Below are 15,956 nucleotides of genomic sequence, written 5' to 3'. Positions count from 1 at the left end.
GCGCACCCGGCTCCATGATCGGCACGTCCACACCGGACGGCCGATGCGATGGCCGCCGGTCCCGGCCCGATCCTGATCCGCTGTGGGTCGGCATCTCCGATGCGGCCACAGCCGGGAAAGAGGAAGACCATGCGAGCTTCAGCCCCCCACACCAGCCGCGCCTTCGCGCTCGTCCTCGGCGCCGTGACGTCGCTGACCGTCCTGTCCGGCACCGCCACGGCCGCCGACATCGACGCTCCCTATGCCCGCGCCGCCGCGAAGGTGTCCGCCGACGCCACACTTCTGGACACCAGGAACGTCGATTCCGTCACCCGGGGCACCGGCACGACTGCCAGGGGCGTCTACTGCGTCAACGTCAACCGCCGTGCCGTCGCCGACCTCTCCACGGCGGCGATCGTCGCCACGCTCAGCAACTTCCGCGGAGAGATCACCGCCATCGGCGCACCGCACGCCTACTGCGGCAACAGCGCCGGTGCCATCACGGTCGTCACCAGCGACAGCAGCGGCACCCCTGCCGACCGGCCGTTCACCGTGGCCGTCCTGTAACGGCGAGGCACACCCCGCCGCCTGAGGGGGCCCGACAGGAATTCCGGGCCTCCTCGCGGCGTCTGCCGGAAACGGGGGCGGGAAACACAACCCGGGCACAGCCGTGTGCGGTGGCGGGGCGGGCAACACCCGACGCCCGAACCCCGCGGCGGTGACGGGTACGGCAGCGCCAAGGGTGTCGCTGTACGCAGCCGTGTGGGGGAGGCGGCTGTTCGTGGAGAGTGCCCTCGGTCCGCCCTTCGGGGCGGGCCGGGGGCATTTTGTTGTGTCGTGCCACGGAGGCGGGTCTGCTGAAGCAGGCTCCCGTCGGCGGGATCTCACCGACCCGCGGTCTCGGGAGTCAACTCACCCGCCCGGGCCGGCCTATCCAGCCGCGCCGTCCGGTCGATCAGGTGGGCGTCGGCCACCGGGTCCTGGACGTCGGCCGACGGTGGCCATCACCCCGAGGGGCCGTGACGACAGCCCGCTTGCGGCAGTCACCTTCGTACCGCGTACGTCCCCGACGTGCGGCAGGGCGTCGGGGGGAAGCCGGCCCCGGCCCGGGCAGGACCGATTGAGGCATTCGGCCGAGTTCATCACCCGGGGTGTCAAGGGACCGGCCGGACATGGACCGGCGCGCTCCCCGGGATCGCGCGCCCGGCCCCGTCACCCGCCCGGAACCACCGCGGTGGGTGCCCTCCTCCCATCCCGGGGCAGGGCCCGTGGTTGCCCCCCAAGTAACCGGAGCTCAGGCTCACTTGAGGCCCGAGTGTGCCAGGCCCTCGACGAAGTGGCGCTGGGCGATGACGAAGACGATCAGGACGGGCAGGACGGTCATCGTGGCGGCGGCCAGCTGAGTGTTCCACATCTCTCCGCCGTAGGCGTCGGTGAAGCGGGTGAGTGCCTGCGGCAGCGTGAACAGCTCCGGCGAGGTGAGATAGACGGTGGGTTCCAGATAGAGGTTCCACGAGGTGAGGAAGGTCAGGATCGCCACCGCGGACACCGCCGGCTTGGCCAGCGGCAGGAAGATCCGCCACCAGATCGCGAGGCGGCCGAGGCCGTCCAGCCGGCCCGCCTCCTCCAGCTCCGCCGGAAGGGCGATGAAGAACTGCCGCATGATGAAGGTGGCCAGGACGCAGGGTGCGGCCAGTGCGGTGACCAGGATCAGCGGCCAGTGCGAGTTGATCATCCCCGCCTCTTTGAACATCTGGAACAGGGGGACGATCGTCACCTCGCTGGGCACCAGGAGGCCGGCCAGCACCACCAGGAAGAGGGCGTTGGCGCCGGGGAAGCGGATCCGGGCGAAGGCGTATCCGGCGAGGCTGGAGACCAGCACGGTGATCAGGGTGACCAGAACGGCGATGTACACGCTGTTCATGTACTGCCGGGCGAACGGCTGGAAGCTGAACGCCTCGGTGTACGCGGACAGCGTGGGGTCGTCGGTCCACAGGGACGGCGGGGCCTTGAAGATCTCGGGCAGCGGCTTCACCGAAGCCGCCACCATCCAGATGGTCGGCACCACGAACGGGATCGCCAGGACGCCGAGCGCCGTCACCAGGAGCGCCCGCCGGAGGGCGGTTTTCGGCCTACTGCTCATGGAACACCCACTTCCGGCGCAGCTGCCACTGCACCAGGGTCAGCAGCATGACGAAGGACAGCAGCATCAGGGCCAGCGTCGAGCCGTAACCGATGTCGTTGAACTCGAAGGCCTGCTGGAAGACGTAGTAGACGAGCACGGTGGTGCTCAACTCGGGGCCTCCACCGGTCAGTACGGCGATCTGCGCGAACGACTGGAGGGCGCCGACGACGGTGATGATCGCGGTCAGCAGCACCGTGGGGGAGATGAGCGGCAGGGTGATCCGGGTGAAGATCACCCTGCTTCCCGCGCCGTCGAGGCGGGCTGCTTCGTACAGGTGCGACGGCACGCCCTGGAGGGCGGCCAGGAAGAGCACCATATTGACGCCGACGCTGCGGATCACCTGGGTGACGATGACCGACACCATCGCGGTGTCGCCCTCCTGTAGCCAGTTCGGTCCCGTGATGCCGACCGCGTCGAGAAGACCGTTGATCCCGCCGTTGTCCTGGAGGAGAAAGCCCCAGACCAGGGTCCACGCCACCACGGAGACGACGACCGGGGAGAAGAACAGGGTGCGGAAGAACGTCGCTCCACGGAACCGCCGGTTCAGCAGTACGGCGAGCAGCAGGCCCAGGCTGATGTTCAGGATCACGACCCCGCCGCAGAAGACGGCGGTGGCCCAGAGCACCGAGGGCAGTTGGGGGTCGGACGCCAGGGCCGCGTAGTTGTCGGTTCCGACGAAGGTCTGCTTGCCGGTGAAGACGTTCCAGTCGTTCAGGCTGTACCAGATCGCCAGTCCGACCGGGATCAGCACGAACAGTACGACCCCGGCGAGCTGCGGCGCGACAAACAGATAGCCGGCGAGCACATCTCTGCGGCGGGTCGTCCAGAAAGGTGGCCTGGAGGGCTCCCGGGCGCCCGCCGGCGCCCGGGAGACGTCCGCCGTCCTCGTGGGGCTGGCCATGGTCATTTGGCCAGGATCGGTTCGATCGCGTCGCAGACCGACTTCAGCACGGCGGGGACGTCGGCGTCGGGCTTCCACATCGCGTCCAGCGCGGTCTTGCCCTTCTGGGCGATCTCGGCCGGATTGGTGTGGTTGGGCAGGGTGACGGCGTTCGGCAGCTGGTCGACCACGGCCTCCTGCAGTTGCGCGGCGGTCAGCACCTTGCTGTTGGCGGCGAGCTTCGCGCCGGTGAGCAGCGACTTCCGCGGCGGCGGGAAGAACTGCGCCAGCTTCTCGGAGTTCGCGGGATTCGTCAGATGGGCGAGGAAGTCCGTGGCCTGCTCCCGGTGATTGCCGGCGGTCAGTACGCCCACTCCGGCCTGGCCGATCACGGACTGCCGGCCCGCAGGGCCCGCCGGCAGGGGGTGCAGGGCGTACCTGAACTTGCCGGTGAGCAGCGAGGCGCGGGAGACCTGAGCCACGGTGAAGGCGGAGTCACCGGCGAAGAAGTCGGCCGTCGTACCGGGGCCGGGCATGGCCTTGGTCTTGAACGCGGAGTCGTGCAGGAAGGTGAAGGCCCGCTGCATCTCGGGGCTGGTGAAGGTGCAGTCCTTGCCGTCCGGGCTCCACGCGGCGGCGCCGAAGCCGGTCCATACCGTGGCCAGCATGTTCCACGACTTGTAGTCGAAGTCCCGGACGACGAAACCGCCCTTTCCGGTGGCTGCGTTGACGGCCGCACCGGCCGCGGCGACCTTGTCCCAGGTCAGGTTCTTCGGGTCGATCTTCTGCCCGGCCTTCGCCAGCAGGTCGGTGTTCACATAGAGCGCGAACGGAGAGGTCGAGAACGGGTAGGCGTACAGCGTGCCGTCCCGGGTGAACTCCTTGGTCGCGCTGGCCTCCAGGTCGTCGTACTGCCAGCCGTCGGTCGCCTTCAGCTTGTCGGTCAGGCCGACCAGTGCGTCGGAGGCGATCAGATCCTTCGACAGGTCCCCCATCCAGGCCAGGTCGGGAGCGTTGCCGCCGGCGATCTGGGTGGTCAGGGTGGTGTTGTAGTCCTCGAAGGGCAGGCTCTCGAACGTGATCGAGGAGATCTCGGGGTTCTCGGCCCGGTACGCGGCCGCTATCGAGTCGAGGAGCTTGAGCTGGTCCTCGTTCGAGGTCCAGACCGTCATCCGCAGCTTCACGTCCTTGGAGTCCGACCCCCCGGACCCGTCGGTGGAGGCGCTGCAGGCGGCCGTCAGCGTCAGCGTGGTCGTCAGCGCGACGGCGCCGAACAGCTTTCTCGCTCTGTTCATGGTGTGGGTCCTTGTCTGTTCACGGTGTGGGTCCTTGTGCTGTCGGGCGGGGTGTGGTGCCCGGGGGGTCCGGCCGGTGCGGTGACCGGAATCGTTCACCGGTCCTCGTTGCGCCCGCGGTTGGTGGGTGGGCGGTCCGTATTGCGTTCGGGGTTGGTGGGCGGGCGTCCCCGTTTCGCCCGGGGTTGGTGGGTGGGCGGTCCCCGTTGCGCCCGGTGCCGGCTAGTAGCCCGCGATCTGCGGCCAGTGGAGTTCGACCCCGGCCTCGGTCAATCTGCCCTGGAGCCGGTCGACGAGCCGCTCGTCGGTCGCGACCTGCCGCGGGCTCAGGCCGAGATCGAGGCAGTACGCGACCAGCTCGCCGGCCGATTCACCGACGTTCCACTCGACCGGGTGCAGCCGGTAGGCGCCGTTGGTGATGTGTGTGGTGCCGATGTTCTTGGCGGCCGGCACCAGGTTCCGGGTGGTGACCGGGACCAGCATTCCGACGGGTATCTCGAACGGCGCGCACTCGACGTCGATGTAGTTGTCGCCACCGGTGGAGGGATGCAGATCGATCCGGTACATCCCCACCCCGACCGTGCCGTCGAACCGGGCGGGTCCCGCGTAGCCGCGGGCCTTGATCGAGATGTCCTGCTCGCGCACGGTGGTGAGTGCCCTGATCCGCCGGGACTCGCGGATGTACGGCGCCTGCGCGAACCCGTCGGCGGTGCCGACCAGGTCCCCGCGCAGCCGCAGTCCGGGCCAGCCGCGGCCGCCGTCCGGGCGGGGCGCCTCGGTCTGGAGCCAGTAGACATAGGCGCGGGACTGCGCCTTCGCCGCGTCCAGATGGCGCTGCCGGTCGTCGGTGTCGATGATCGAGCCGCCGACGTAGTCCAGCTGCGGCCAGTTGGCCAGCACGATGTCACTGTCGTAGAAGCCCTCGGCGAAGTTCTGCCGGGCGGCGATCCGCCGGAACTGCCACAGATCCCGGTCGCCCGCGTCGAACCGGGGGTCCCCGGTGGCATCGCCGGCCGGGTTGACGTTCATCGTCCGCTCCTCCGGCACGAGGGTCCGGGGGTTCGGGGCGGTGAAGGACAGCATCGGCGCACCCCAGAAGGGCAGTTCGAACGAGCGCCAGAAGTCGTAGTCGTCCGGCCGGGCGATGGTGTGGTCGCCGGCGACGTGATCGAAGACGAAACACCACGCGATCGACTGCACATTGTCCGGATCGGCGACCTCGGGAGCGCTCGGCTCACCCGTGTCGGATCGCGCCTCGGCCCCGATGACGTACTCGGTTCCGGTCAGCGGCAGCAGTTCGCCGGTCTCGGTCCCGTCCAGCACGTACTCCGCGGTGATCACGGTCTCCGCACCGGTCCGCGGGTCCGCGACGGTGACGCTGCGGACCACCGCGTCGCTCACCTCGGCCGCGACGGGCACCGCGGGTTGCAGAACGGTGAGCCGTCCGGTCGACCGGTACGGGGCCAGCAGGGCGGTGATCACCGCGTGGGCCACTCCCGGTTCGTGGCACAGCCTGCTCACCCGGCCACGGCCCGGGTTGAGTTCCCGGTCGGCGCGAGCGGCCGGCGTCAGCGGGTAGTGATCGCGGTAGTAGCGGCGGATGTCCTCCCGCAACGCGCGGTAGCGGGCGGTGACGCCGAACTGCTCCACCCAGATGTGTTCGTCGGGCGGTACGGCCTGTGAGGTGAGCTGACCGCCGAGCCAGGCGTACTCCTCGGTCATCACCACCCGGCGGCCGCGCTGGAGCAGCGCCAGCGCCGCGGCGACCGAGCCGAGTCCGCCGCCGATGATCGCCACCTCGGCCGTGATGCTGTCGGTCATGAGCGGGCGTCCGTCCGCGCGACGATCGTGTCCCCCGGCTCGACCTCGGCGACCAGCAGCCGCTGGATGTCCAGACCGGCCCACTCCTGCGGATCCGTGGTGATCAGGAGCTGGAGAAGATCGAGTGCCTCGGTCGCCAGCTGCTGCCTGGGTACGTGGAAGCCGGCCAGTACCCGGCCCTCGACATGATGGCCGCGCACCTCACCGAGGGCGGCCACCGAGATCTCGTCCGGTACGCGGACTCCGGCGCCGGACAGCGCGTGCGCGACGTCCTCGGCCAGGAAGGTGTCCTCCGTGATGATCAAGGTGGCGCCGGTCGCCGGGGCCAGCCGGGGCAGTTCGGCGATCCTCTCCTCGCCGACCAGCAGGAACGCCAGCCTGCCTGCCGCCGAGGCGGCTTCGACGGCGCCGCGCCGGTCCCGAGCTGTCGGAGTGTCGCGGCCGCGGTGGACGTACAGCGCCTGCCGGTGTCCGCAGGCCGCGGCCTGATCGATCAGCGCCGTGGTCGGGGTGGTGTAGTCGATGGCCACATACGGCACCGCCGCCGCGGTCTCGTCCCGGCGGCCGATCGCGACGAACGGGAACTGCTCGGCGACGAGCCGTTCCAGCTCGGACGCCACCATCTGCTGTCCGAGCAGGACGCAGCCGTCGGTCAGCCGCAGCCGGGTCTTGCGGTGGAAGAGGCTCCGCGTGCCGTTCTCGACCGGTGAGGAGGTGAAGAACAGCAGGTCCCAGCCGATGTGCTCGGCGGCCCGCTCGATCCCGTTCAGCAGGGGCCCGTAGAAGTCCATGCTCTCGGGGGACAGCGCGGACTCGTAGGTGAAGACACCGATGATCTGGTTGTCGAGACCGGCGAGCCGGCGGGCCGCGGGGTCGGCGACATAGGTGAGCTGCTCGATGGCCTCCTTGACCCGTGCCCGGGTGGCCTCGGGTACCCGCACGTTCGAGCCGTCGCGGTCGTTCAGCACCACCGACACCGTGGTCTGACTGACGCCCGCCCGCTCGGCGATCTCGCGTTGGGTGACTCGGCGAGGTCTCGGCGACATCGCTCCTCCATCGTGATAATGCCTATCTTCACTTACAGGCGATGACCGTAATGCACAGACGTTCATCTGGGCAAGCACCTGTTGACACCGGGGTAACCGCCTGGGAACGTGCCGTTGACGAACTGAAGATAGGCATTATCAGGGTGCGCCTCCCAGCGCTGGACAGGAGCAGATGATGACCTCCGAGGCCTTCTCCCGACCCACTCTCGACCGCCGGGGTTTCCTCGGCGCCGCCCTCGCCGCCGGTGTCGTACTCGTCGCCGAGTCGATTCCGACCGCGGCGCACGCCGCCGCCGGCGATGTCACCCTGACCGCCGGCGGCATCAGCCTGCTGGCCAGTCCCGGCGGCAGGCTCGCCATCCGTGACGCCGGTGGCGTCACACGGTCGGCCGGGTCGAAGTTCCAGATCAAGGACCGGGTCACCGGCATCCATGTGCCCACCGGCGGCACCCCGACCCTGAGCGCGCTCCCGGACGGGACGCCCGCGATCCGGATGGACTACACCTTCGACGCCGCCGCGGGCCCGACCAACGTCACCGGCTGGTTCAGCGTCGGTACGTCCCGTGCCGTGCTGGAGTGGCGCATCACGGGCGCGGACACACTGGTGGCGGACGGCTTCCTGTTCAGCCGGGCGATCCAGGCGCCGACGGCGCCCGACGACTACATCGCGATCACCGAATGGGTCCGCGACGCCCGCGGAGGCATCCCGTACGAGGACACCCTCGGTGTCGCCCACACCTCCACCTGGGGAACCGGGCTGCACGGTCTGTTCCTGCTGGACCGGTCCCGCCAGGCCTGGACCAACACGACCTGGGTGCACGCGCCGGGCGTGGCCGACCCGGCCGGCGGCTGGACCAGCCGGGCCGACTTCTTCTTCTCCGAGACCCGCCCGTCGGCCACCGCCACCATCGGCCGGGGCCGCGAACTCGGCCTCGAACTCACCACCGACCGCGACTTCAATCTGTACGAGTCGGCCGGTGAGCAGATGAAGCTCACCGCCCTGGTGGCCAACGGCGGCGCGGCCAGATCCGTCGAACTGGAGCTGTGGGCGCGCGGCTTCGACGGAGCGATGCTGGCCGCCACGACCGTGACCGGCAGCGTCGCCGCGGCCGGCACCTGGCAGCACACCTTCACCCTCACCGCACCCGCCGGAGGGATCGCCCTGGCCGAGGTGGTGGTCCGGTCCGGTACCGACGAGGCGTTCGCCCGGACCAGCCTCGCGGTACTGCCGCCGTACGCCTACCAGGCCGGCGCGGACAGTATGTTCGGCGTCGCCAACTACCCGTGGTTGCAGCGGCCGAGCGCAGGTGCCGTACTGGACCTGTGGGAGCGGGCCGGCATCAACCTGGTACGGATCGCGTACGACGGCGGCCCCGGGCTGCCGCCCGCCGCCTTCGACGCGCGCGGCATACGGCACAACATCGAACTCCAGCCGTCGCTGGAGGTGACCGACGCCGAGGCGGCCACCTGGGCCGCGGACAAACTGTCGGTGGCCGTTGCCGCCGGGGCGGGCTACTTCGAGGTCGGCAACGAACTGAACAGACCGTTCAACACCGGAGTCGCCGCGCAGGCGTACATCGACAAGGCGCTGCGGCCGGTCTTCAACCGGCGAGCGGCCACCGGCGCCGTCGTCAAGCTGATGAACAACGGGCTGGCGGGCATGGACAAGCCGTGGGTGGAGAACTTCATCGCCGGGGGCGGCTGGGATCTGATCGACGCCTTCGCCTACCACCCCGGACGCGGCAACTTCACCCCGGACTACATACCGCCGGGCGACAACTGGAACACCGGCGGCGACGGCACCTACTGGAACTTCTACGGCGGCCTGCGGCAGCTGAAGACGCTGATGGCCCAGCACGGCCAGAAGGAGATCTGGCTGACCGAGGCGTACGCGCCGACCAAGCCCAACAGCTGGTGGCACGACACCTACCGGCACGCCGCGGAGAACGTGCTGCTCACCCTCGCACTGGCCAAGGCCGAGGGGATCCGCTGTGTGTGCTGGTACCAGTTCCACGACAGTGTGCTCGGCATGCCGCAGGTCGCCGACCCGGACAACGTCGAGTACCACTACGGCCTGATGAACCGCGACCTCAGCCCGAAGCCGTCGCTGCTGGCGTACGCGACCGCCGCCCGGGCACTCGACCAGGCCACCTTCCGGGGCCGGCTGACCTTCGCCGACCCGCGGACGTTCGGCCTGTGGTTCGACACACCCGCCGGCCCCGCGGTCGTGCTGTGGAACCGGGCCGACGGCTATCTGCTGAACACCGCCGGTCAGCGTACTGACTGGCACTTCCCCGCTCCCGAGGTCTGGATCGACCCCTGGCCGACCAAGACCCCCATCACGGTCCCCGCCACGACCGCCGTACGGCAGGTGGATGTGATCGGGCAGGTCCGGCAGATCCCGGTCGCCAACGGCAATGTGACGCTGACGCTCGACGGCGCGCCACGGATCTACTACGGCCTCGCGCCGCGTACGGACAGCCAGGGCAACCACACACTGGCGGGCGCCCGGTCGAGACGCCGTAAGAGGTCCGGGACTCGCGCTGATCGTTGAGGCCGGGACAGCCGCGCCCGGTCGCGAGCCCACGGGGCACCCGGCGGTGCCCGGCACGGGGAAGCCGCGTCCGGGTGACGTCCCGGCTACGCCGAGCCGTGTCGAAGAGGTCGGCGGGAGCGCCGCGGTGTCCTGCCGGGGGCGCCGGGAGCAGCCGACAGGCGTACCGCGTGCGCTCCCGGCGCCGGGGGGGGCCGAGGGGGCGTGCAGGTCCGCGCGCACTCGCGCGGATCGGCCGCCGGCGGCCATACGGTCCGGGCTGCCGTGCCGGCGCTTCCGTCGGGGGCGCTCCGGCCCCGGGCTGGGGTGCCGACGCTTCCGTCCGGGCGCCCCGGCCCCGGGCTGCGTACCGGGGGTCCGGCCTCGGTCTTCCTGTCTCGGCGCTCCGGCGCCGGCGCTCCCGCCCCGGCGCCCCCGGCCGGAGCCCACTCCCGGCCCCGGCACTCCCCGCCCGGGCCGCCCGCCCCCGGCCCGTCAATTTCCGCCCCGGCCTTCCCGCCCCGGCGCATCCCGCGCGCCCGGCCGTCCGAACAACCCGTCACGAAACGTCCAAGGAGCGAATCAACCGTGACCACCACCACCGCACCCTGGTGGCGCAGCGCCGTCATCTACCAGGTCTACATCCGCAGCTTCGCCGACGGGAACGGCGACGGCGTCGGCGACATCGCCGGCATCCGCTCCCGCCTGCCCTATCTCAAGTCCCTCGGCGTGGACGCGCTGTGGATCAACCCGTGGTACAAGTCCCCGATGGCGGACCACGGTTACGACGTGGCCGACTACCGCGAGATCGACCCGCTGTTCGGCACGGTGGCCGAGGCGGAGCAGCTCATCGAGGAAGCGCACGCGCACGGGATCCGCATCATCCCCGACATCGTCCCGAACCACTCCTCCGACCAGCACGCCTGGTTCCGGGCGGCGCTGAGCGCGGGCCCCGGCAGCCCCGAGCGCGAGCGCTTCGTCTTCCGCCCCGGCCGGGGCCCCGGAGGCGCCCTGCCGCCCAACGACTGGGACTCCCGCTTCGGCGGCCCGGCCTGGACCCGGGTGCCCGACGGCGAGTGGTACCTGCACCTGTTCACCCCCCAGCAGCCGGACCTCAACTGGCAGCACCCGGACGTGCACGCGGAGTTCGAGTCCGTCCTCCGGTTCTGGTTCGACCGCGGTGTGGACGGCTTCCGTATCGACGTGGCGCACGGCCTCGTCAAGGACCCCGAGCTGCCCGACCTGGCCGGGGGCCGTCCCACCCATCCCTTCTGGGACCGCGACGAGGTCCACGACATCTACCGCGCCTGGCGCAAGGTCGCCGACGAGTACCCCGGCGACCGCGCCTTCGTGGCCGAGGCGTGGACGGACACCCCGGAACGGCTCGCCGCCTACCTCCGCGAGGACGGTCTGCACACCGCCTTCAACTTCGACTTCCTCATGACCGCCTGGGACGCGAAGGACCTGCGCGCCGTCATCGACGACACCTTCGCGATGCTCGGCACGGTCGGCGCCCCGGCCACCTGGGTCATGTCCAACCACGACGTGATGCGCCACGCCAGCCGCTACGGCCGCAGAGCAGCGAGGAAGTGGGTGGCCAACGAGTCGTACGTCCCCGCGGGCCCCGCGGACCTCGAACTGGGCACCCGGCGCGCCCGCGCCGCCGCCCTGCTCACGCTGGCCCTCCCCGGCGGCGCCTACGTCTACCAGGGCGAGGAACTCGGCCTGCCCGAGGTCGAGGACCTGCCCGAGGAGGTCCTCCAGGATCCCGTCTGGGAGCGTTCCGGCCGTACCGAGCGCGGACGCGACGGCTGCCGGGTCCCGATTCCCTGGTACGGGAGGACCGCGCCGTACGGCTTCAGTCCCGAGGACGCCACCGCCGCGCCCTGGCTGCCCCAGCCCGCCGACTGGGCCCCGCGCACGGTGGCGGCCCAGACCGGCGACCCGGCCTCCATGCTGGAGCTCTACCGCGCCGCACTCCGGGTGCGCCGCGGGCACCCCGCGTTCGGCGACGGGTCCCTGAGCTGGCTGGACGCACCCGACGGAGTCCTCGCCTTCCGCCGCGAACCCGGTTTCGTCTGTGTGGTCAACCTCTCCGCCGAGCCGTACCGGCTGCCCGACCACACCTCGGTCCTGCTGACCAGCGGCCCCGTCGAAGACCACCGGCTGGCCCCGGACCACGCCGCCTGGCTCACGGTGTAGGGCCCCACACCCACCGGTCGCCCGGGCCTGTCCGGTCCCCACACCCCGCCGCCCGGACGGGCCCGGGTTCGTCCTTGGGCACCTCCAGGGCCCATGGGCCCGGAAGACCGCGTGCCGGCCGGGGGCGTTCATTCCGAAGGGGTGCCCACCCGCAGCCGGTTGCCGTCGGGGTCACACAGCTCGATCTCGCGCGCCCATGGGGCGTCCGTCGCCCTGACACCGAACTCATCGGCGATGACGCCGACATCCCGGACGCGGAGGTACACCAGGGTGTCCGGACGGGCGTCGCCTTCGTGCTCCGACAGGAACAGCCTCACCCGCCCGCGAGCGATCTCGACGAACGCGGGAAACCCCGGCTCGAAGCGGTGCTCCCACTGCCGGGTGAAGCCCAGACGTTCGTACCACGCGACCCTCGCCGACCGCCGCGGCGGCGTCCTTGACGTGAAGAATGGGGATGACCTGCTCGTCCATGCGGCCCATTCTCCCCGGCACCCGACGGGGGCGGACGTCGCCCGACGCGGATGCCGCGGTCCGGGTAGGCACTCGACGAGGCCACAACGGATGGCTCGCCCTCGCCTGGTGCGTCAACCCGACCGCACTCGGCTACCGCTGGGCGACGGCGCAGTTCGACCGCGACCCGAAGGGAATGCGCGGGCTGCATCCCGCGGCCCCACCCGCCCCGGGGCGGCGTACCCGACACACAACGGCGTACGCCGCCCCAACGGTGTCACACGGCGAGCACGTACTGCCGTGGGGACCTCCTCGCCGGTGTCCCCGTCAGCCCGGCGGCCGAGCCCACCGTAAGACCGTCGTCGAGCCGGGGATCAACCATGAGGCCGGGATCAACCATGAGGGCAGGGATCAACCATGAGCGCCATGGTCGCCGTCGCCCGTTGTCTTCGGGGCGGTGATCCCGACCGATTCAAGATCGCGCGCCTCCCGGCTGTCGGGGTCGAGCCGCTTCGCCGCGGTGAACACGACCCGCGCCCGCTCGGGCGTGATCACCTCGACATCACGGGTGTTCCACGGAGTGTCACGCACGCCGGTGACGCTGTCGGCAACAAGTCCACGACACGCCTCGGCGACCTGATCCGCCTCGCTCAGGACGCACGCGAAACTCACGCTCATCGCCGGGGTCTGCGGCTGCGTGGAACCAGCCTCCGCGGGGACGAGCAGCACATCCTGGAACGCCCACCGGCGCAGGTGCACCATGCGGCCGGGAATGCCGAACAACTCGAAGAAGCCGAACCCTCGCACCCAGAAGTCCGTGGACGCGGCCAGATCGGACGTCGGGATCGTCACGAACGCCGGCATTCCATAGATACCGCGGAACGGCTCAGGTGCCACCGCGTCGGGCCCCGGGGCGGGTACGGGACTCATCTCGAACGCATGGAAGAAGTCACTCATGCACCGCATCGTCCATCTTTACGCTGCGTGAGGGTCAACACCTCGATGGCGGAGGGGCCGACCTCCTGGTCTTGGCCCGGTCCAGCAGTAACGCGACCGCACACAACGGTGATTGCGGTACCGACGCCGTGATAACAGCGCCACACCGAGATCGTCTCGCCCCTGACCAGCGATGACGGGACCACCCTCACCTGCTTGTGATCGACGGATCCGGAGGATCCTGCGGGAGACGGCCTGGGCGGTGAAGGATGAGGCGGGAACGCGAAAGGCGCGGGCGTGACGTGGGCGGAACTGTGCCCGGTGCTGCGGGTGCCCGGGCGCGGAAGTGGTCCCGGACAGGGGCGTGGAAGGGGAGTGTGCAGGGTGACCGACAAGTTCGAGCGGTTGAGGGTCGATGCCGCGGGCCGTGAGTACGGGCCGGTGGTCCGTCTGGCGCGGGCGCTGTACGAGGACGGTCTGTCCCCGGAGCAGGTCCTGCGGGAGTGCTACGGAGTCGACTTCCCCCGGGAGTTCTTCGCGGCCGCGGCGGCCGGTCCCTACACACTGGACCTGCTGGCGACATTGACCAACCAGCCGTGGCAGCCGGCCATACCGCCGACCCGGGGCGGCCCGGCGCCGCGGGCCCACCCGTACGAGCCGGAGGAGCAGCGCCTGCGCGCCGTGGATCCCGACCTGCTGCCCCTGGTGTTTCTGATCCCCTCGGGCGTCGGCGTGGAGAACCCCCACCTGGTCCTGTGCTACCGCCTGTCCGAACTCGCGTCGGGCAGATCAACGGTCTACGGCATCCGTTCAGCGGTCTACGGCTTCCGCGAGGAGGCCACGATGCCCTCCGAAGCAGTCCGGCGCGGCGACAGTCTCCTGACCGTCCTGCTTGAGCACCACACGGACTACGTGGACGATCTGGTGGAGATGTCGGAGAACACGGAGGGCAAGGGGGAGTACGACCTGGTGCACCCGGAAGAGTTGAAGGGGGCCAGAAGCATGGTGGACGAGATAAAGACTCTCCAACGCGCAGCGGAGACCGGGCCCTGACCCCGGGTTTCCACGGCGGTGTCACCCGCCGAACCGCCCACGGTGCTGAGGAACCGTCCGACGGGAAGCAGACACCCGACACGTCCCACCAGCAGGTCCGCGCCCGTGCCGAGCACGCTTCGCCCGCAGCCCTCAGCCGATGGTGAGGCTGCCGCCGGCCAGCGACCTGTGGATGTACGGGGGCCAGTCGGCCTTCAGTTGCCCCGCGAAGGCATCGCGTACGGCCTGGCGTTCCTCGGCGGTGAGGATCTCGGACGTGCCGTCGAGGTGGTGCACGCGGGCGACGCGGGCGGTGTCGATCAGATGGCGGTAGGCGCGCCGGTTGATCGTCAGGTACATCAACAGGAGGGGCTGCTCCGGAATGTCGGTCAGGGCCCATTCCCAGTCGATGCCCAGGGACGCCCAGGAAAGGTCCTTCTCCCACTCCAGCCAGCGGGTGATGTCCGTGAAGAAGACGATCTCCTGGTCCGGGTGCTCGTTCGCGTACGCCTGCGTCCAGGCCAGGACGTCGACGACGTGGTCGGGCAGCGCGTCCAGGGTCTGCCCGGATATCAGGGGCGGAGCGATGACGACCGCGGCCTCGGCGAGCGGCTCGTCGCGGGAGTTCTCGGGCCAGGGCAGGGCATAGACGAGCCAGTGCTTCGGGTGGCACAGGGCGCTGACGATCTCGGCATCTTGCATGTGCTCCGCCTCCTCGGTGAGTCCGGGACTCTAACCCAGCCCACCGGCGTGACGGGCCCGTTCCGCGGATACGGTGGACGCCCTCCCGAAGCGGAGGGCTCGCGACCGGTGCGCTGGAGTACCAGGACGCTGCTCTCGGGGAATCGGGCGGACGTTTCCGCAGATGGGACCGCCCCGCCGCGCGGGCGTCCGAGGGGAACTCCCGTAGACGGACACGGAAACACCACCCGGCCGAGAGGAACTCCCGTGAGCACCCCCGAGACCCCCGAGATCGTCGCCACCTATCTGGCCCGGACACGGGCGGCTCTCGACGACGCCGGACTGCCGCACGAGATCCGCGTGTACTGGACCCACCACCGCGACCGGCCGGCCCGTATACGCCTCGACGGCACCATCCACATCGACAACGACCTGTGGTCGGGATACCGAAAGCTCACCCTCGGCTGGGAATGGCACCCCACCCCCTACCCGCCCTTCCGGCCCGGCCGCTCCTGGGAATGGGGCGACTCCAACGGCATCTGCATCGATCTGCGACAGCCGCTGCCCGTCCACGGCTTCGCCCCGCCCGCCACCGTCGCGGCCGCCCTGCTCACCCTCGCCACCACCGGCGGCAGCGGCGGCCCCCGCCCCGGAGTCTGGGAATACGCCGACCGACTCGCGACCGCACTCGGCGAAGAGGCCGCACCTCCGGAACCCGCACCCGTGCGACCCCTCGACCGGAGCAGGTGGCCGTGGCGGGACGGCGCCCCGAAGCCGTGAACGTGCCGCTGGTCCCGGTCGCACCCACGGTGCTCCACCCCGTCCCGGGTGACCGCCGCCTGGTCCTGGTGTGATGACCTTCCTCGGGGCGGCGCCGCCGGACGCGGACGGGTCAGCACATCGCGTACGAGGAGTG

The 15,956-nt window shown here is 70.5% G+C and carries 12 protein-coding genes and 2 pseudogenes; 6 read left to right on the top strand and 8 right to left on the bottom strand.

The window, feature by feature from the left end; genetic code table 11:
- The first annotated feature begins 129 nt into the window (after positions 1-129).
- Positions 130-546, top strand: a complete 417-nt coding sequence (locus ACIBCM_RS25205) for a hypothetical protein (RefSeq protein WP_399246850.1) — start codon at positions 130-132, stop codon at positions 544-546.
- Between the two features lie 733 nt (positions 547-1,279).
- Here the strand turns inward: ACIBCM_RS25205 and ACIBCM_RS25200 are convergent.
- The 5 genes from ACIBCM_RS25200 to ACIBCM_RS25180 form a co-directional block, all read right to left on the bottom strand.
- Positions 1,280-2,122, bottom strand: a complete 843-nt coding sequence (locus ACIBCM_RS25200; RefSeq protein WP_399246848.1) for a carbohydrate ABC transporter permease — start codon at positions 2,120-2,122, stop codon at positions 1,280-1,282.
- Complete coding sequence (locus ACIBCM_RS25195; protein ID WP_399246846.1) at positions 2,112-3,071, bottom strand: carbohydrate ABC transporter permease; 960 nt, start codon at positions 3,069-3,071, stop codon at positions 2,112-2,114. The genes ACIBCM_RS25200 and ACIBCM_RS25195 overlap by 11 nt, the downstream gene beginning before the upstream one ends.
- Entirely contained in the window at positions 3,068-4,339 is a 1,272-nt protein-coding gene (locus ACIBCM_RS25190; protein WP_399246844.1) for an ABC transporter substrate-binding protein, read from the bottom strand. The genes ACIBCM_RS25195 and ACIBCM_RS25190 overlap by 4 nt, the downstream gene beginning before the upstream one ends.
- A gap of 222 nt (positions 4,340-4,561) precedes the next feature.
- The gene (locus tag ACIBCM_RS25185) at positions 4,562-6,160 is read right to left on the bottom strand and encodes an FAD-dependent oxidoreductase (protein ID WP_399246842.1); all 1,599 of its coding nucleotides are present in this window, start codon (positions 6,158-6,160) and stop codon (positions 4,562-4,564) included.
- On the bottom strand, positions 6,157-7,206 hold the full coding sequence (locus tag ACIBCM_RS25180) for a LacI family DNA-binding transcriptional regulator (protein WP_399246840.1): 1,050 nt from the start codon (positions 7,204-7,206) through the stop codon (positions 6,157-6,159). Before ACIBCM_RS25180 ends, ACIBCM_RS25185 begins: the two co-directional genes overlap by 4 nt.
- Before the next feature lie 172 nt (positions 7,207-7,378).
- On the opposite strand from ACIBCM_RS25180, the gene ACIBCM_RS25175 reads away from it, so the two are divergent.
- Both ACIBCM_RS25175 and ACIBCM_RS25170 read left to right on the top strand, forming a co-directional pair.
- On the top strand, positions 7,379-9,760 hold the full coding sequence (locus tag ACIBCM_RS25175) for a hypothetical protein (RefSeq protein WP_399246838.1): 2,382 nt from the start codon (positions 7,379-7,381) through the stop codon (positions 9,758-9,760).
- A gap of 567 nt (positions 9,761-10,327) precedes the next feature.
- Positions 10,328-11,941, top strand: a complete 1,614-nt coding sequence (locus ACIBCM_RS25170) for a glycoside hydrolase family 13 protein (RefSeq protein WP_399246836.1) — start codon at positions 10,328-10,330, stop codon at positions 11,939-11,941.
- A gap of 128 nt (positions 11,942-12,069) precedes the next feature.
- On the opposite strand, the pseudogene ACIBCM_RS25165 reads toward ACIBCM_RS25170, so the two are convergent.
- Positions 12,070-12,412: pseudogene (locus ACIBCM_RS25165) on the bottom strand (glyoxalase superfamily protein).
- Between the two features lie 64 nt (positions 12,413-12,476).
- On the opposite strand from ACIBCM_RS25165, the pseudogene ACIBCM_RS25160 reads away from it, so the two are divergent.
- A pseudogene (locus tag ACIBCM_RS25160) lies at positions 12,477-12,584 on the top strand (ABC transporter permease); the annotation flags it as partial.
- A 218-nt stretch (positions 12,585-12,802) separates the two neighbouring features.
- Here ACIBCM_RS25160 and ACIBCM_RS25155 read toward each other — a convergent pair.
- Positions 12,803-13,348, bottom strand: a complete 546-nt coding sequence (locus ACIBCM_RS25155) for a VOC family protein (protein WP_399246834.1) — start codon at positions 13,346-13,348, stop codon at positions 12,803-12,805.
- Between the two features lie 363 nt (positions 13,349-13,711).
- On the opposite strand from ACIBCM_RS25155, the gene ACIBCM_RS25150 reads away from it, so the two are divergent.
- A complete protein-coding gene (locus tag ACIBCM_RS25150; protein WP_399246832.1) occupies positions 13,712-14,380 on the top strand; it encodes a hypothetical protein in 669 nt (222 codons plus the stop codon).
- 132 nt (positions 14,381-14,512) lie between these two features.
- Here the strand turns inward: ACIBCM_RS25150 and ACIBCM_RS25145 are convergent, their stop codons facing one another.
- Entirely contained in the window at positions 14,513-15,061 is a 549-nt protein-coding gene (locus ACIBCM_RS25145) for a hypothetical protein (RefSeq protein ID WP_399246830.1), read from the bottom strand.
- A 246-nt stretch (positions 15,062-15,307) separates the two neighbouring features.
- Here ACIBCM_RS25145 and ACIBCM_RS25140 point away from each other — a divergent pair, with 246 nt between their 5' ends.
- Entirely contained in the window at positions 15,308-15,820 is a 513-nt protein-coding gene (locus ACIBCM_RS25140; RefSeq protein WP_399246828.1) for a hypothetical protein, read from the top strand.
- The last annotated feature ends 136 nt before the right edge of the window (positions 15,821-15,956 follow it).

Source organism: Streptomyces sp. NPDC051018 (assembly GCF_044456085.1).
GTDB lineage: Bacteria > Actinomycetota > Actinomycetes > Streptomycetales > Streptomycetaceae > Streptomyces.
Note: the sequence above shows the minus strand (reverse complement) of the source record. Positions and strands in the feature narration are given on the sequence as shown.